This window comes from Bradyrhizobium stylosanthis (assembly GCF_001641335.1).
Lineage (GTDB): Bacteria > Pseudomonadota > Alphaproteobacteria > Rhizobiales > Xanthobacteraceae > Bradyrhizobium > Bradyrhizobium stylosanthis.
On sequence record NZ_LVEM01000002.1, the window covers coordinates 83087 to 99356 of the forward strand.

A 16270-nucleotide genomic window follows, 5' to 3' on the forward strand; every position below is an offset into this window, starting at 1 on the left:
GGACTTGCCATATGACCGGACCATGGACACTCGCATCGAACCCTCTTCCCTCGCCGCTGCCGCGGACACCATTGCCATCTCCAACGTCAATCTCTCATTGGGCACGGGTGCGGCACGCGTTCACATCCTCAAGGATATCAGCCTGCGCGTCGCCTCGGGCGAGACGATCGGCCTGATCGGCCCGTCAGGCTCGGGCAAATCCACGCTGCTGATGGTGATGGCGGGGCTGGAGCGTCCTGATAGCGGAGAGGTGGTGGTATCGGGCACGCCTTTCAATGCCCTCGACGAGGATGCGCTCGCGCGCTTCCGCGGCCGCCAGGTCGGCATCGTCTTCCAGTCCTTCCATCTGATCCCGACCATGACGGCGCTGGAGAACGTCGCCGTGCCGCTCGAGCTCGCCGGCAATCCCGACGCCGCAAAGCGCGCGGCGCAGGAGCTGCACTCCGTCGGCCTCGGTGATCGCCTGCATCATTATCCGACGCAGCTCTCCGGCGGCGAGCAGCAGCGCGTCGCGCTCGCGCGCGCGCTGGCGCCCGATCCCGCGATCCTCGTCGCCGACGAGCCGACCGGCAATCTCGACGAGGCCACCGGAAAGCAGATCGTCGACCTGCTCTTCACCAAGCATGCCGAACGCGGCATGACGCTGGTGCTGGTGACGCACGATTCCTCGCTCGCGCATCGCTGCGATCGCGTCATCCGCCTGCGCTCCGGGCGCATCGACACGCAGACCGCGCCGGCATGAGCGCCGCTAGCGAACCCTTCGCGAGGCCGAGCGCCGTCGCGCTGTCGCTGCGCTATGCCTTGCGCGAATTGCGCGGGGGCTTGCGCGGCTTCTATGTCTTCATCGCCTGCATCGCGCTCGGCGTGATGGCGATCGCCGGCGTCGGCTCGGTCTCGGCGAGCCTGTCCGACGGCCTCGCCCGCGAGGGCGGCACGCTGCTCGGCGGCGACGTCTCGTTCGTGCTGTTCCAGCGCGAGGCCAAGCCTGACGAGGTCGCGTTCCTGCGCTCGCGCGGCACGGTCTCGACCGCCGCCACGCTGCGCGGCATGGCGCGTTCGGCCGACGGCCAGCTCGCGCTGGTCGAGATGAAGGCCGTCGACGACACCTATCCGATGCTGGGCCAGCTGACGCTTGCGCCGCCCATGCCGATGTCCGATCTGCTCGCGATGCGCGACGGCGCATTCGGCGCCGCCGCCGATCCGACGCTGCTCGCACGGCTCTCGCTCAAGACCGGCGACCGCGTCACCATCGGCAGCGCAACCTTCCAGATCCGCGCCACTGTCGAAGCCGAGCCCGACAAGCTCGCCGGCGGCATCGGCTTCGGCCCCCGCTTCCTGATCAGCGAGGCCGGCCTGAAGGCCACCGGGCTGATCCAGCCCGGCAGCCTGGTGCGCTGGGTGTACCGGGTGAAGCTGCCCGATACCGCCAACAGCGAGCGCGCCACCGAGACCTTCATCGCGGACGCGCGCAATGCCGCGCCGCAGGCCGGCTGGGAGATCCGCAGCCGCTCCAATGCCTCGCCGCAGCTCGAGCGCAACATCAATCGCTTCACGCAGTTCCTGACGCTGGTCGGCCTCGCCGCGCTGCTGGTCGGCGGCGTCGGCGTTGCCAATGCCGTCAAGAGCCACATCGACCGCAAGCTCGAAGTGATCGCGGCGTTCAAGGCCGTCGGCGCAACGGGGCGCGACGTGTTCGGGATCTATCTGGCGCAGGTCGTCCTGCTCGCGGCGATCGGCTCGGTGATCGGCCTTGCGCTCGGCGCCGCCATGCCGTTCGCCATCGTCGGGCTGTTCGGCAAGCTGCTGCCGCTGCCGGTGGTGCCCGCGGTGCATGCCGACGAGCTCGCGCTGTCCTTCGTCTACGGCCTGCTCACCGCGCTCGCCTTCGGCCTGTGGCCGCTCGCCCGCGTGCACGACGTGCCGGTGGCCGCGCTGTTCCGCGACACCATCAGCTCCGAATGGCACCGGCCGCGCGCGAGCTATCTCGTGTTCATGGCGGTCGTGATCGCGCTGCTCATCGCGGTCGTGATCGGGCTCTCCTTCGACAAGCGCATCGCCGCGGTGTTCGTGGCCTCCTCCGTCGTCGTGTTCGCCCTGCTCCGCGGCATCGCCGCCCTACTGATGACGATCGCACGCCGGCTGCCGCGGACCCGGCTGCCGATGCTGCGGCTGGCGATCGCCAACATCCACCGGCCGGGCGCGCTGACGCCGTCGGTGGTGCTGTCGCTGGGTCTCGGGCTCGCCGTGCTCGTCACCATCACCCAGATCGACGGCAATCTGCGGCGGCAGTTCCTCGCCGCCCTGCCCGACCGCGCCCCCTCGTTCTTCTTCATCGACATCCCAAGCACCCAGGCCGAGCAGTTCGACGGCTATCTGCAAAAGATCGCGCCCGGCGCCAAGGTCGAGGACGTGCCGATGCTGCGCGGCCGCATCGTCGCCGCACGCGGGGTCCGCGCCGAGGAGCTCAAGCCCACTACGGATTCCGAATGGGTGCTGCAGAGCGACCGCGGCCTGACCTACACGGCCGAGATGCCGAAGGGGTCCAAGGTGGTCGAGGGCGAGTGGTGGAGCGCGGACTATTCCGGTCCGCCGCTGGTCTCGATGGAGAAGAAGATCGCCGACGGGCTCGGCCTCAAGCTCGGCGACGAGGTCGTGGTCAACGTGCTCGGCCGCGACATCCCGGCGAAGATCAGCAATCTGCGCAACATCGACTGGCAGGGGATGGGCATCAATTTCGTCCTGGTGTTCTCGCCCAATGCCTTCAAGGGCGCCCCCCACACCCACATCGCGACGCTGACCGAGGCCGGCGGCGATGCCGCGGGCGACGGCAAGATCATCAAGCAGGTGGCCGACGCCTACCCCATGGTGACCAGCGTGCGGGTGCGCGAGGTGATGGAGACGGTCGGCTCGGTCGTGACAAACCTGGCGCTGGCGATCCGCGGCGCCAGCGCGGTGACCCTGATATCGGCGATCCTGGTGCTGGGCGGGGCGCTGGCCGCCGGCCACCGTCACCGGGTCTACGATGCGGTGATCCTCAAGACTCTGGGCGCGACGCGGCTGCGGCTGCTCGGCGCCTATGCGCTCGAATACCTCCTGATCGGGCTTGCCACCGCGGTGTTCGGCGTGATCGCCGGCAGCGTCGCCGCCTGGATGATCGTGACGCGGCTGATGACGCTCAGCTTCGTCTGGCAGGCGGGCAGCGCGGCGGGCGTTGTGGCGGCCGCCCTGGTCGTCACCGTCGGGCTCGGGCTCGCGGGAACGCTGCTGGCATTGAACAAAAAGCCCGCTACCGTGTTGCGCAATTTGTGACAAAAGGTAGCGGCGGGCGGCGCAGGAGCGAAATCGCACGATTCCTGCGATTAACCACGACCGCTCGTCTGGATTGTGGGCGAGGGCGACATTCAGCCGCGCGTGGACGGTTGCAGCGAATGTGTTAGTTTCCCACATATCGAATGGGTTCGGAGCCCCGATTGTTAGCCAAAATTTAGTCGGCAGGCATCGGTATCCGAGATAGAATTTGACGTACCGGCGGCGTGGCGACCCTCATGCCGGACCGGACCAACCAACGGGATTTCGACCATGTCGGACCTAGACCGTAACTACGCTTCTCCTTTCGGCAGGGCCGCCGGGCGTGTCGACGCCGCGACGGTCGATGCCGGCCTGCGCGCCTATATGCTGCGCATCTACAATTACATGAGCATCGGCCTGGCCATCACCGGCCTTGCCGCGCTCGGTGTCTACATGGCTGCCGTGACTGACGTCCCGACCGCGGACGCCGTTCGCGTCGGCAAGATCTTCCTGACGCCGTTCGGCTACGCGATGTTCGTCAGCCCCCTGAAGTGGCTGTTCATGCTCGCGCCGCTCGCGATGGTGTTCGTGATCTCGGCGGGTATCAACCGTCTCGCTCCCTCGACCGCCCAAATCCTGTTCTGGGTGTTCGCGGCGCTAATGGGTATCTCGCTGTCGTCGATCTTCCTGGTGTTCACCCACACCTCGATCGTGCGGGTGTTCTTCATCACCGCGGCGACGTTCGGTGCGTTGAGCCTCTACGGCTACACCACCAAGCGTGACCTGACCGGCATGGGCTCGTTCCTGTTCATGGGCCTGATCGGCATCATCATCGCGAGCCTGGTCAACCTGTTCCTGGCGAGCTCGATGCTGCAGTTCATCGTGTCGGTGGTCGGCGTGCTGGTGTTCGCGGGCCTCACCGCCTGGGATACGCAGCGCCTGAAGAACGATTACATCTACGGCTACGCTTCGGCCGGCGGTGAAATCGCAGAGCGTGCAGCCATCACCGGCGCGCTGTCGCTGTACCTGAACTTCATCAACCTGTTCACGCTGCTCCTGCAGCTCCTCGGCCAGCGCGATTAAGCGATCGACGAGAGAACGGACACGAACCCCGGCCGAGAGGCCGGGGTTTTTGTTTGGGGCGGTGGGGACGTGCTCCCGTAGCCCGCGAAGCGTAATCCGGGACAATCGAGCCCGCGGATGCACCTGCCCCCGGATTTCGCTGCGCTTCATCCGGGCTACGCGGGCAATTCGATAGTCCCTCCGCGGACGCATTTCTGGATTGCTTCGCTGCGCTCGCAATGACGATGGGGAAGCACCGTTGCCTCTTCCGGCGAGCGCGGGAACGCCCTAATCTTCCCCCATGACCACACCTGACATCAGGCCCACGACCGAGGCCGACCTTCCCGCCATCACCGCCATCTACCAGCAGGCCGTCCGCGAGGGCACCGCGACGTTCGAGCTGGATCCACCCGACCTCGCCGAAATGACGCGCCGCTACCGCGCGCTGGTGGACGGCGGCTATCCCTATTTCGTCGCGATCCTCGACGGGCGCGTGGCCGGCTATGCCTATGCCGGCGCCTACCGGCCGCGGCCCGCCTATCGCTTCACGGTCGAGAACTCGATCTATCTCGACCCGTCGTTCCATCGTCGCGGCATCGGCTCCTTGCTGCTGGACCGGCTGGTCACCGAATGCGAGGCGCGCGGCTTCCGCCAGATGATCGCCGTGATCGGCGATTCCGCCAATGCCGGCTCGATCGGCGTCCACACCAGGGGCGGCTTCAAGATGATCGGCACGCATCCCAATGTCGGGCTGAAATTCGGCCGCTGGCTGGACACGGTGATGATGCAGCGCGACCTCGGCGAGGGCGCGAAGACGGTGCCGGCGAAGTAGGCCCCGCGAGGGGATCCTGTAGGATGGCCAGAGCGCAGCGAAACCCATCAAGCCTTGTCTGAGCGTCCGAAGGCGATGGGTTTCGCTGCGCTCTACCCATCCTACGGCACCAGTCGTGCGGTTAGACCACCGCCAGCTTGCGGTCGATCGCCAGCAGCACGCGCTCGAGCTCGTGGCCGCGGCGCAGGATCAGGCCGGTCGCCGAGATCACGCTGTACATGCCCTGCTTGCGCGCGAGGCGCGGGTCCTTCTCGATGCGATAGATCGGAACTTCCGAGGCGCGGCGATAGACCGAAAACACTGCCCGGTCCCTCAGGAAGTCGATGGCATAGTCGCGCCACTCGCCGTCGGCCACCATGCGGCCGTAGAGATTGAGAATGCGGTGCAGCTCGAGCCGGTTGAACGTCACCCGGTTCGCCTGCGCGCTCGCAGCGGCGGGATGCGCCGCCGCGCGCTGCCCGCTCGGATCAGCATCCTCCGACGTCAGACTCATGGGAAGCGCTCCTCATCGCACAGCACGACCCGCGTCCGCGAAGACCGTCCCCGGAACGGCGGATCATGACACTTGCATGATTGCGCCAACCGTTCCCCGCCGCAAGGCCCCTCGATGGAACTCGCCCACTCAACCCATGGAATCGGATGCGAATCACCCTACACGCAGGGGTGGAACTTCCTCGCGACGAAGCGTCACGGGATCGTGCTCAAGAATCTTAGTCTCGCCGCTTTTCCGCCAAGCGCCTGCCGCCCTGCATTGCGAAAAGACCTGTGTGCGTTGACCCGGTCCTTTCGGTTCCGGATTCCTCAGCCCCCAGCCCCCCGGGGTCGAACAGGATCGGGTCTGTACGCGCGACAAGGAGGGCCAACGCGAGTTGGTCCTTTTTTGTTTGTGTCGGAGTGTTTCCGGCGCGACGCCCCTCTCTCCGAACATCCGCGCGAAGATTCTCACCCCTCATCCCGAGGAGCCGCGAAGCGGCGTCTCAAAGGATCGAGGCCGAGCTGCGTCAGCGCACACGGGCCTGCATGGTTCGAGACGGCGCTGACGCGCCTCCTCACCATGAGGAGTGAAAGTGAGTACGACGCTTGAGAGAGAAAATCGAATCAGTGCAGCGAGGTGTACGCCGCACCTAACATCGGGCCCGGCTTGTCGCGGCTGCCGTCCTGGATGTAGACCACCGCGCCGTCGACGCCGTCGCGCGTGAGGTTCTCCAGGGGCACCGTCCAGCTTTCGGGACGCCCGGTCCAGTCGCCGACCTTGAGCAGGTTGCGTACCACATTGTGATAGGTGATCTGCTGCCCGCGATTTTCGCCGCGGCTGATCGCGATCGGCACCGACTTGGCGATGGAGCAGATCCAGACCTCGCCATGCGAGGCCCCCACCGGCTCCTTGCTCGCGGCCACCGACACGTTGATCTGCTTGCCCGAGAGCGACATCGTCACCGGCACGCTCATCACGCCGGTGCCCTTGTCGGTCTTGCCGATCGCGCTTTCGATGCCGGCGCGATCGCTGCCGATGACATGCGTCGAGCCGTTCACCACGACCTGCGGCGTGTAGACCTCGCGGTCACCGCGCATGCGCGAATAGGCCCGCTGCCGTGCGGAGAAACGCGAATCCGCCAGCGTGTCCTTCCAGCCGAGATAGTCCCAATAATCGATCGGCATGCTCAGCGCGATGATCGAGGGATCGCTGGAGAGATCGCCGATGATCTTGTCGGCGGGCGGGCAGGACGAGCAGCCCTGCGAGGTAAACAATTCGACAACGGCGCGGGGATCGGCGTGGGCGGGACGGATGACGGCGACGATTGCGCAGATGCCGAGTGCTCCCGACCAGAGAGCGCCGGACCAACGTGAAATCAGATGAGAAGCCGTCATTGTCGTCATGTCGAACGCCGCACACCAAAGCTCGTGGAAGGGGGAATCTTATCGCCTGATCATCACCGTAGTCTTACGGGGCGCGGCACGCTCAACCGTCCAGTGCGATTTTCCGCCGGACGGGCCCATCTGAATCATGCCGCAAACGCGCGAAGGCGGCCTTGTGATAGGCCGCCTTCGTTTAACCTTCTACTCACGTCGCAGTGAGCCACCGTTCACAAATTCGCGCTTAGGCCGCGAGCTTGCGCAGCACGTAGTGCAGAATGCCGCCGTTCCGGTAGTAGTCGAGCTCGTCCAGCGTATCGATGCGGCAGAGCAGCGAAACGCGCTGCAACGAACCGTCGCCGGAGACGATTTCGGCGGTCAGCTTCTGGCGCGGCTTGAGGTCGCCGACCAGGCCACGCAGCGTGACCTTCTCGTCGCCCTTGAGGCCGAGCGACGACCACGAGGTGCCCTCTTCGAAGGTCAGCGGCAGCACGCCCATGCCGACCAGGTTCGAGCGATGGATGCGCTCGAAGCTCTGGCAGATCACGGCGCGAACGCCGAGCAGACGCGTGCCCTTCGCAGCCCAGTCGCGCGAGGAACCGTTGCCGTATTCGGCGCCGGCGAACACGACCAGCGGCACCTGCTCCTGCTGGTACTTCATCGCGGCGTCGTAGATCGACATCTGCTCGCCGTCGGGCCAGTGCTTGGTGAGGCCGCCTTCCGGAATGTTGCCGTCAGCGCCCTTGAGCATGAAGTTCTTGATGCGGATGTTGGCGAAGGTGCCGCGCATCATGACTTCGTGGTTGCCGCGGCGCGTGCCGTACTGGTTGAAGTCGGCGGGGCGCACCTGGTGCTCGCTGAGATACCTTCCGGCGGGCGAGGTGAGCTTGATCGAACCGGCCGGCGAGATGTGGTCGGTGGTGATCTTGTCGCCGAACATGGCGAGGATGCGCGCCTCGACGATGTCGGTGACCGGCTCCGGCTCCTTCTTCATGCCGTCGAAGTAAGGCGGGTTCTGCACGTAGGTCGACGACATGTTCCAGCGATAGGTCTCGCTCTCGACGGTCTTGATCTTGCGCCAGTTGTTGTCGCCCTTGAACACGTCGGCATACTTCTTCTTGAAGATCGACGCGGTCACGAACTTCTTCATGAAGGCGTTGATCTCCTTCGTCGTCGGCCAGATGTCCTTGAGGTACACCGGCTTGCCGTCCTTGCCTTCGCCGAGCGGCTCGACGGCGAGGTTCTTGGTCACGCTGCCGGCGAGCGCGTGCGCGACGACCAGCGGCGGCGAGGCCAGATAGTTCGCCTGCACGTCCGGCGAGACGCGGCCTTCGAAGTTGCGGTTACCGGAGAGCACGGCGGCGGCGACGATGCCGTTGTCGTTGATCGACTTCGAGATCTCCTCCGGCAGCGGACCGGAATTGCCGATGCAGGTGGTGCAGCCGAAGCCGACCAGGTTGAAGCCGACCTTGTCGAGATCGGCCTGCAGGCCGGAGTCCGCGAGATAGCCCGCGACGACCTGGCTGCCCGGAGCCAGCGAGGTCTTCACCCACGGCTTGGCCTTGAGGCCCTTGGCGGCGGCGTTGCGCGCAAGCAGGCCGGCGCCGATCAGCACGCTCGGGTTCGAGGTGTTGGTGCAGGAGGTGATGGCGGCGATGACGACGTCGCCATGGCCGATCTCGTAGTTCTTGCCTTCGACGGCGAAGCGCTTGTTGGGCTCCTCGGCCTTCTTGTACTCGGTGCCGAGCGCCAGCGAGAAACCTTCGGCGACCGACGGCAGCGCGATGCGGCCTTCGGGACGCTTCGGACCGGCCATCGACGGCACGACGTCGGCGAGGTCGAGCGTCAGCGTCTCCGTGAACACCGGATCGGCCGACTTGGCGGTGCGGAAAAGACCCTGTGCCTTCGCATAGGCCTGCACCAGCGCGACGCGCGCCGGAGCGCGGCCCGAGGTCTTGAGGTAGTCGATCGCGGCCGCGTCAACGGGGAAGAAGCCGCAGGTCGCGCCGTATTCCGGCGCCATGTTGGCGATGGTGGCCTTGTCGGCGACCGAGAGATTGTCGAGGCCCGGGCCGAAGAACTCGACGAACTTGCCGACGACGCCGAGCTTGCGCAGCATCTGCGTGACCGTGAGCACGAGGTCGGTGGCGGTGACGCCTTCCTTCATCGCGCCCTTCAGCTTGAAGCCGACGACGTTGGGCAGCAGCATCGACAGCGGCTGGCCGAGCATGCAGGCTTCCGCCTCGATGCCGCCGACGCCCCAGCCGAGCACGGCGAGACCGTTGACCATGGTGGTGTGGGAGTCGGTGCCGACGAGCGAGTCGGGATAGGCGACCTCGAAGGTGCCGGTCTTCTTGCCGACCGTCATCTTCTCCTTCTTGGTCCAGACCGTCTGGGAGAGATATTCGAGATTGACCTGGTGGCAGATGCCTGTGCCGGGCGGCACGACGGAGAAGTTCGAGAACGCCTTCTGGCCCCACTTCAGGAACTCGTAGCGCTCCTGGTTCTGCTTGTACTCTTCAGTGACGTTCTTGGCGAAAGCCTTGTTGTCGCCGAAGAAGTTCACGATCACGGAGTGGTCGATGACGAGGTCGACCGGCACCAGCGGGTTGATCTTCTCGGCATCGCCGCCGAGCTTCTGCATGGCGTTGCGCATGGCGGCGAGATCGACCACCGCGGGAACGCCCGTAAAATCCTGCATCAGCACGCGCGCCGGGCGGAAGGCGATCTCATGCTCCAGCGACTTCTTGCGCAGCCACTTCGACACCGCGACGATGTCTTCGTTCTTGACCGAGCGGCCGTCCTCGTTGCGCAGGAGGTTCTCGAGCAGGACCTTCATCGAATAGGGGAGTTTCGAAATTCCCTTCAGACCATTCTTCTCGGCCGTGGGCAGGCTGTAATAGACATAGGTCTTGGCGCCGACCTTGAGGGTCTTTTTGCATTTGAAGCTGTCGAGCGAGGTCATGTAGGAAATCCCAATTGTTAGTTATACCCGGCAGGGTATTTTAACACCGTCAGCATAGCAGGCTGGGTCGCTTGCAGGGGCAGGTTGAGTTGCTGCATCAAGTAGTTCCGGGCTTATAGAAGCTTTCTAACCGCGCCGCCACAGCCACAATCGTGCCGCAGCAATTGCCGAGCCAAAAATTCCCATGCGCTACCCCAAGATTTCCTGAGGCCTGGCTTTGAGCGGATTGGACCGAGCCAAGATGCAGCTGTCCGGACGCGGGGTCGCCTGCGTGCGCGGCGGGCGCGAGGTGTTTTCCGGGCTCGATTTCGCGGCGGCCTCCGGCGAGGCCGTATCGGTCGTGGGGCGCAACGGCGCGGGCAAGACCTCGCTGCTGCGGCTGATCGCGGGCCTGCTCATTCCGGCCGGCGGCACAATCGTACTGGACGGCGGCGACGCCGAGATGACGCTGCCCGAGCAGTGCCACTATCTCGGCCATCGCGACGCCCTGAAGCCGGCGCTGAGCGTGGCGGAAAATCTGGCATTCTGGGCTGATTTTCTGGGCGGCGAGCGCTTCGAGGCCGCCGAGAGCCTTGCTACCGTCGGCCTCGACCATGCCACCCATCTGCCCGCCGGCTTCCTGTCGGCCGGCCAGCGCCGCCGCCTCTCGCTGGCCAGGCTGCTGACGGTCCGCCGGCCGGTCTGGCTGCTGGACGAGCCCACCAACGCGCTGGATGTGGCGGGACAGGAGATGTTCGGCGGCCTGATGCGGGAGCATCTCTCGCGAGGCGGCATGATCATCGCGGCCACCCACGCCCCGCTGGGGATTGATTCGCGGGAGCTGCGGATCGGGGGGACGGCATGAGGCATTCCGACCCTCAGCTTTTCTCGTGCGTGCAGCGTTCGGCGGTGCAACCGACGCCCCTTCGGCGGCGCTTGAGGCCAGGCTCCGCTCTCTCCGTTCCCTCCCCCCTTGCGTGGGAGGGTCAGGGAGGGGGGTGCCGCGCGGCGCGGCCTATCGGTTCAAGCGCTTGGGAAGCCCGCCCCAAACGAACATCTCTCCCGGGGCTACCCCTCTCCCCCGCCCTCCCCCGCAAGGGGGGAGGGAGCGCACTGATCGCGGGGCAGGAGCCGGGCTCCCATGGCCGCCTCGCCGCCGGAGCCACCCCATGACCGCCCTCGCCGCTCTCATCCGCCGGGACATAAGGATCGCACTCCGCGTCGGCGGCGGGGCGCTGATCGGCGTGCTGTTCTTCCTGACCGTGGTGGTCCTGATGCCGTTCGCGGTCGGGCCGGATCTGGCGCTGCTGTCGCGGCTGGGGCCGGCGATCCTGTGGCTCGGGGCGCTGCTGGCGAGCCTGCTGACGCTCGACCGGCTGTTCATGGCCGACCATGAGGACGGCTCGCTCGACCTGATCACGATGAGCCGGACGCCCCTGGAACTCGCCTGCGCGGCCAAGGCGCTGGCGCACTGGCTGGCGGCCGGCCTGCCGCTGATTGTCGCAACCCCCGTGCTCGGCCTGTTGCTCAATCTCGACATGGTCGCGACCGGCGCGGTGGCGCTGACGCTGCTGGCCGGCACCCCGGCCCTGACCTTCACCGGCATGATCGGCGCGGCGCTGGCGGTGACGCTGCATCGGGGCGGGCTTTTGATGGCCGTGCTGGTGCTGCCGCTGTCGATTCCGGTGCTGATCTTCGGGGTCGCGGCCTCGCAGGCCGTGATCGTCGGCCCCATGACGTTCGGCGCGCCGTTTTCGATCCTGTGCGCGCTGTCGCTGGTCAGCCTCGTGGTCGGCCCCTTCGCGGCGGCGGCGAGCCTGCGGCATGGTCTCGACTGAGATGGGCGCGGCTGCCTTGACCCCGATCAACTTTCGTGGCGCGCTTTTATGCTGATTGCGTGAGCATCAACCGGTGATTATCAGGATACCATGACGCTGATCGACCTCGCCAATCCCACACGGTTCCTCGCGCTGACGGCGCGCCTGCTGCCGTGGCTTGCGGGTGCGACCGTGATCCTGCTTGCCATCGGCCTCTATCAAGCGGCGCTGGCGCCCGACGACTACCAGCAGGGCGCGACCGTCAAGATCATGTTCATCCACGTACCCAATGCCTGGCTGTCGATGTTCGTGTGGGGCGTGATGAGCATCGCCTCGCTCGGCACGCTGGTGTGGCGGCATCCGCTCGCCGATGTCGCGGCGAAGGCGGCCGCTCCCATCGGCGCCAGCTTCACCTTCCTCGCGCTGCTGACGGGCTCGCTGTGGGGCCGTCCGATGTGGGGAACCTATTGGGAATGGGATGCGCGGCTCACGTCCGTGCTGATCCTGTTCCTGATGTATCTCGGCCTGATGGCGTTGTGGCGCGCGGTCGACGATCCCTCGCGTGCGGCCCGCGCTGCCGCGGTGCTGACGCTGGTCGGCGCGATCAATCTGCCGATCATCAAATTCTCCGTCGACTGGTGGAACACGCTGCACCAGCCCGCCTCGGTGATGCGCATGGGCGGCTCGACGCTCGACAAATCCTTTCTGGTTCCGCTGCTGCTGATGGCGATCGCATTCACGCTGCTGTTCGTGACGCTGCACCTCGCCGCGATGCGCAACGAGATTTTGCGCCGGCGCGTCCGCTCGCTGCAGATGATGCAGGCGAGCCGCGTCGCGTTTTCGAGCGGCGCGCGCGAAGACGGCGCGTCGAAAGAAGTCGGGGCCACGTGATGATGTCGCTCGGTCCCTACGCGTCCTTCATCGTGACGTCCTATGCCGCCGTGGCGCTGGTGGTCGCGATCCTGATCGGCTGGATCGCGCTCGACTATCGCAACCAGACGGAGCGCCTGCGCGAGCTCGATCGCAGCGGCGTCACCCGCCGCTCGGGCCGCAGCGCGGTGGACGCCTCATGAGCGATCAATCGACCTCCGCGCCGGCGCAGCGCCGCACCTTGCTGATGGTGCTGCCGCTGATCGCTTTCATCGGCCTCGCCGTGCTGTTCTGGTTCCGGCTCGGCAGCGGCGATCCCTCGCGGATTCCCTCCGCGCTGATCGGCCGGCCGGCGCCGCAAACCATGCTGCCGCCGCTCGAGGGCCTGCAGGACAACGGCACGCAGGTGCCCGGGCTCGATCCCGCCGCCTTCAAGGGCAAGGTCAGTCTCGTCAATGTCTGGGCGTCCTGGTGCGTGCCTTGTCATGACGAAGCGCCGCTCCTGACGGAGCTGGCGAAGGACAAGCGCTTCGAGCTCGTCGGCATCAACTACAAGGACGCCGCCGACAACGCGCGGCGCTTCCTCGGGCGCTACGGCAACCCGTTCGGCCGCGTCGGCGTCGACGCCAACGGCCGCGCCTCGATCGAATGGGGCGTCTACGGCGTGCCGGAGACGTTCGTCGTCGGACGCGAGGGCACCATCGTCTACAAGCTGGTCGGGCCGATCACGCCGGACAATTACCGGACGGTGTTGTTGCCGCAGATCGAGAAGGCGTTGAAGGCGGGGAGCTAGCTCGGCTCTCTCGTGCCCCGGACGCTGCGCAGCACTCCCGGCGATGCGAAGCATCGTCCGGTGTGATGGGCTGCAGAGCCGGGGCCCACGTCACCACGACAGCGCTTCTGGAGAGAGCCTGGGTCCCGGCTCGCGCTTCGCACGTCCGGGACACGAGACCTACCTCACCCCTTCCTGACATCCCCCGCCTCGGCCTCGCTCGCCTCCAGCGACGCGGGCTCGATGCCGTAGCGCTTGGTCAGCGGCATCTGGGCGATGGCGAAGATCATGGTGATCGGGGTGACGCCGAACACCTTGAAGTTCACCCAGAAGTCCGTGCTCTGGGTGCGCCAGACGATCTCGTTCAGCACCGCCATGCCGGCGAAGAACAGCGCCCAGCGCAGGGTCAGGATGCGCCAGCCCTGCGGCGTCAGGTTGAACATCTGGTCGAACATCACGGCGATGAAGGAGCGGCCGAACAGCAGGCCGCCGCCGAGGATCGCGGCGAACAGGCCGTAGATGATGGTCGGCTTGACCTTGATGAAGGTCTCGTCGTGCAGCACCAGCGTCAGCGTGCCGAACACCAGCACGATCACGCCCGTGACGATCGCCATGATCGGAATGTGGCGCGTCACCACATAGGAGGCGGCCATCGCCGCGACGATTGCGACCATGAAGGCGCCGGTCGCAGCGAACAGATTGAACTTCGCATTGACGAAGAAGAACACGAGCAGCGGTCCGAGCTCGGTCGCAAGCTTGAACAGCGGATGCGGCTGGGTCTTGTCCATTCTCTCTTCCGTCTCTCTCATCCTTCGAGACGACCGCTTCGCGGTCTCCTCAGGATGAGGACCTCATTTGTGGCACGACCTCATCCTGAGGAGCCGCGCAAGCGGCGTCTCGAAGGATGACGCTATTCGATTCCGGCGATGGCGCGGGCAAAATCGCGCGCGGTGAACGGCGCGAGATCGTCGACGCCTTCGCCGACGCCGATGAAGTGCACCGGCAGTTTGAACTTCTCCGCGAGCGCCACCAGGATGCCGCCGCGCGCCGTGCCGTCGAGCTTGGTCATCACGAGACCGGTGACCCCGGCGGTGCGATGGAAGGCCTCGACCTGCGACAGCGCGTTCTGGCCGACAGTAGCATCCAGCACCAGCAGCACGGCATGCGGCGCAGTGTCATCCACCTTGCGGATCACGCGCACGACCTTCTCGAGCTCGTTCATCAGCTCGGCCTTGTTCTGCAGGCGGCCGGCGGTGTCGACCAGGAGAACGTCGATGCCCTGCTCCTTCGCGGCGGTGAGCGCATTGAAGGCGAGACTGGCCGAATCGGAACCTTGCGCGCCCGCGATGACCGGCGTCTTCGTCCGCTCGCCCCAGACCTTGAGCTGCTCGATGGCCGCGGCACGAAACGTGTCGCCGGCAGCCAGCATCACCTTGCGGCCTTCGCCGGCGAATTTCTGCGAGAGCTTGCCGATGGTGGTGGTCTTGCCGGAACCGTTGACGCCGACCACGAGGATCACGAACGGCTTCTTGCCTGCATCGATCACGAGCGGCTTTGCCACCGGCGCCAGCACCTTCTCGACTTCGGTGGCGACGACGTCCTTGACCTCGTCGGCCGAGATCGCCTTGTCGTAGCGCCCGGTGCCGACGGCGTCCGCGATCCGCACCGCGACCGAGGTGCCGAGGTCGGCGCGCAGCAGCACGTCCTCGATGTCATCGAGCATGGCGCGGTCGAGCTTGCGCTTGGTGACGAGGTCGGCGACCGCGGTCCCGAGCGAGGACGAGGTCCGCTTCAACCCGTTGGACAGGCGGCGCCACCAGCTCAGCTTGGGGGGATCTGACGTGGTATCGTTCATGGCGGGGGTGTGTTAGCCGTTCCCGCCCTTAAACGAAAGTCTTGCAATTGCTCGATGTTCCCCAATTGACCGCCGACGAGATCATGGCCCGCGTGCTCCATCGCGACGGGCTGATGCTGATCATCGACAAGCCGGCCGGCCTGCCGGTGCATCGCGGCCCCAAGGGCGGCGCCAATCTGGAGGATTCCTTCGACGCGCTCCGCTTCGGCCTGCCGCGGCCGCCGGTGCTGGCCCACCGGCTGGACAAGGACACCTCAGGTTGCCTCGTGCTCGGCCGCCATCGCAAGGCGACCGCCTCGCTCGGCCTGCTGTTCAAGCACGGCAAGATCGGCAAAACCTACTGGACCGTGGTCGAAGGCGGGCCTGCCGAGGACGAGGGCACCATCGACATGCCGCTCGGACGGCTCAATGCCGAGCGCGGCTGGTGGCAGAAACCGGATCCGGAGGGCCAGAAGGCGGTCACCAACTGGAAGGTGATGGGCCGGGGCGACGGTTTCACCTGGCTCGCCATGGAACCCGTGACCGGGCGGACCCATCAATTGCGCGTGCATTCCTCGGCGACCGGCTGGCCGATCTTCGGCGATAACATTTACGGCAACGGCCCGCGCTTCGGCGAGCCGAAGCTGCATTTGCATTCCCGAGAGATCGTGGTGCCGATCTCCCGGAACAAGGAGCCGGTCCGCGTCGTGGCGCCGGCGCCGCCGCATATGCACGAGAAGCTGCGGGCCTGCGGCTGGAACGGGGAATAATCGACCCTCATGGTGAGGGGGCGCGACAGCGCCGTCTCGAACCATGAAGGCCCCCGCTGTTGCATCTCGCCCGCGTCCATCCTTCGAGACGCCCGCTTTGCGGGCTCCTCAGGATGAGGAGCAGTGGTCGGGCAGGGAGCGCCGTGCCTGGCTACCGTGCGATGGTTTACGAAACGTTCAGTGCTCGCCTCTAATGATAGCGGTTGCTTAGAACAAGCTTCCGTCAA

15 protein-coding genes are annotated in these 16270 nt (G+C 66.1%); 10 read left to right on the forward strand and 5 right to left on the reverse strand.

The window, feature by feature from the left end:
* The first annotated feature begins 22 nt into the window (after positions 1-22).
* The 4 genes from A7X65_RS12240 (at position 23) to A7X65_RS12255 (ending at position 5182) form a co-directional block, all read left to right on the forward strand.
* Positions 23-742, forward strand: coding sequence for an ABC transporter ATP-binding protein (locus A7X65_RS12240; protein ID WP_063685028.1), 720 nt, complete (start codon positions 23-25; stop codon positions 740-742).
* A complete protein-coding gene (locus A7X65_RS12245; RefSeq protein WP_063685030.1) occupies positions 739-3309 on the forward strand; it encodes an ABC transporter permease in 2571 nt (856 codons plus the stop codon). Before A7X65_RS12240 ends, A7X65_RS12245 begins: the two co-directional genes overlap by 4 nt.
* Before the next feature lie 270 nt (positions 3310-3579).
* Positions 3580-4371 (forward strand): Bax inhibitor-1/YccA family protein, encoded by a 792-nt coding sequence (locus tag A7X65_RS12250; RefSeq protein ID WP_063685032.1) that lies wholly within the window; start codon positions 3580-3582, stop codon positions 4369-4371.
* Positions 4372-4651: 280 nt separating this feature from the next.
* A complete protein-coding gene (locus A7X65_RS12255; protein ID WP_063685034.1) occupies positions 4652-5182 on the forward strand; it encodes a GNAT family N-acetyltransferase in 531 nt (176 codons plus the stop codon).
* A 121-nt stretch (positions 5183-5303) separates the two neighbouring features.
* Here A7X65_RS12255 and A7X65_RS12260 read toward each other — a convergent pair whose 3' ends face one another.
* The 3 genes from A7X65_RS12260 to acnA all read right to left on the reverse strand — a co-directional run bounded on the left by A7X65_RS12260 (position 5304) and on the right by acnA (position 10001).
* Complete coding sequence (locus A7X65_RS12260; RefSeq protein WP_063685036.1) at positions 5304-5675, reverse strand: DUF2794 domain-containing protein; 372 nt, start codon at positions 5673-5675, stop codon at positions 5304-5306.
* A gap of 605 nt (positions 5676-6280) precedes the next feature.
* Complete coding sequence (locus tag A7X65_RS12265; RefSeq protein ID WP_063685038.1) at positions 6281-7060, reverse strand: DUF1223 domain-containing protein; 780 nt, start codon at positions 7058-7060, stop codon at positions 6281-6283.
* 220 nt (positions 7061-7280) lie between these two features.
* The gene (acnA, locus tag A7X65_RS12270) at positions 7281-10001 is read right to left on the reverse strand and encodes an aconitate hydratase AcnA (RefSeq protein WP_063685040.1); all 2721 of its coding nucleotides are present in this window, start codon (positions 9999-10001) and stop codon (positions 7281-7283) included.
* 241 nt (positions 10002-10242) lie between these two features.
* On the opposite strand from acnA, the gene ccmA reads away from it, so the two are divergent.
* From ccmA to A7X65_RS12295, 5 genes are all read left to right on the forward strand, one after another.
* On the forward strand, positions 10243-10845 hold the full coding sequence (gene ccmA / locus A7X65_RS12275) for a heme ABC exporter ATP-binding protein CcmA (protein WP_063687631.1): 603 nt from the start codon (positions 10243-10245) through the stop codon (positions 10843-10845).
* 304 nt (positions 10846-11149) lie between these two features.
* Positions 11150-11818 carry a heme exporter protein CcmB gene (gene ccmB / locus A7X65_RS12280; protein WP_063685042.1) on the forward strand — a complete coding sequence of 223 codons (669 nt, stop codon included), beginning with the start codon at positions 11150-11152 and terminating at the stop codon, positions 11816-11818.
* 90 nt (positions 11819-11908) lie between these two features.
* Positions 11909-12688, forward strand: coding sequence for a heme ABC transporter permease (locus A7X65_RS12285; protein WP_063685044.1), 780 nt, complete (start codon positions 11909-11911; stop codon positions 12686-12688).
* A complete protein-coding gene (gene ccmD, locus A7X65_RS12290) occupies positions 12685-12870 on the forward strand; it encodes a heme exporter protein CcmD (protein ID WP_063685046.1) in 186 nt (61 codons plus the stop codon). The genes A7X65_RS12285 and ccmD overlap by 4 nt, the downstream gene beginning before the upstream one ends.
* On the forward strand, positions 12867-13460 hold the full coding sequence (locus A7X65_RS12295) for a DsbE family thiol:disulfide interchange protein (protein WP_063685048.1): 594 nt from the start codon (positions 12867-12869) through the stop codon (positions 13458-13460). Before ccmD ends, A7X65_RS12295 begins: the two co-directional genes overlap by 4 nt.
* A gap of 164 nt (positions 13461-13624) precedes the next feature.
* On the opposite strand, the gene A7X65_RS12300 is transcribed toward A7X65_RS12295, so the two are convergent.
* Both A7X65_RS12300 and ftsY read right to left on the reverse strand, forming a co-directional pair.
* Positions 13625-14227: a septation protein A gene (locus A7X65_RS12300; protein ID WP_063685050.1), complete on the reverse strand. Its 603-nt coding sequence runs from the start codon at positions 14225-14227 to the stop codon at positions 13625-13627.
* Positions 14228-14349: 122 nt separating this feature from the next.
* Positions 14350-15294, reverse strand: a complete 945-nt coding sequence (gene ftsY, locus A7X65_RS12305) for a signal recognition particle-docking protein FtsY (RefSeq protein WP_063685052.1) — start codon at positions 15292-15294, stop codon at positions 14350-14352.
* 47 nt (positions 15295-15341) lie between these two features.
* Between ftsY and A7X65_RS12310 the strand changes: the two genes are divergently transcribed.
* On the forward strand, positions 15342-16043 hold the full coding sequence (locus A7X65_RS12310) for an RluA family pseudouridine synthase (RefSeq protein WP_063685054.1): 702 nt from the start codon (positions 15342-15344) through the stop codon (positions 16041-16043).
* Positions 16044-16270 lie beyond the last annotated feature (227 nt).

Coding starts and splice junctions, on each gene's coding strand:
- A7X65_RS12295 (WP_063685048.1), top strand. CDS start 12,867: ATGAGCGATCAATCGACCTCCGCGCCGGCGCAGCGCCGCACCTTGCTG.
- A7X65_RS12265 (WP_063685038.1), bottom strand. CDS start 7,060: ATGACGACAATGACGGCTTCTCATCTGATTTCACGTTGGTCCGGCGCT.
- A7X65_RS12245 (WP_063685030.1), top strand. CDS start 739: ATGAGCGCCGCTAGCGAACCCTTCGCGAGGCCGAGCGCCGTCGCGCTG.
- A7X65_RS12260 (WP_063685036.1), bottom strand. CDS start 5,675: ATGAGTCTGACGTCGGAGGATGCTGATCCGAGCGGGCAGCGCGCGGCG.
- acnA (WP_063685040.1), bottom strand. CDS start 10,001: ATGACCTCGCTCGACAGCTTCAAATGCAAAAAGACCCTCAAGGTCGGC.
- A7X65_RS12285 (WP_063685044.1), top strand. CDS start 11,909: ATGACGCTGATCGACCTCGCCAATCCCACACGGTTCCTCGCGCTGACG.
- ftsY (WP_063685052.1), bottom strand. CDS start 15,294: ATGAACGATACCACGTCAGATCCCCCCAAGCTGAGCTGGTGGCGCCGC.
- A7X65_RS12240 (WP_063685028.1), top strand. CDS start 23: ATGGACACTCGCATCGAACCCTCTTCCCTCGCCGCTGCCGCGGACACC.
- A7X65_RS12255 (WP_063685034.1), top strand. CDS start 4,652: ATGACCACACCTGACATCAGGCCCACGACCGAGGCCGACCTTCCCGCC.
- ccmB (WP_063685042.1), top strand. CDS start 11,150: ATGACCGCCCTCGCCGCTCTCATCCGCCGGGACATAAGGATCGCACTC.
- A7X65_RS12250 (WP_063685032.1), top strand. CDS start 3,580: ATGTCGGACCTAGACCGTAACTACGCTTCTCCTTTCGGCAGGGCCGCC.
- ccmA (WP_063687631.1), top strand. CDS start 10,243: ATGCAGCTGTCCGGACGCGGGGTCGCCTGCGTGCGCGGCGGGCGCGAG.
- A7X65_RS12300 (WP_063685050.1), bottom strand. CDS start 14,227: ATGGACAAGACCCAGCCGCATCCGCTGTTCAAGCTTGCGACCGAGCTC.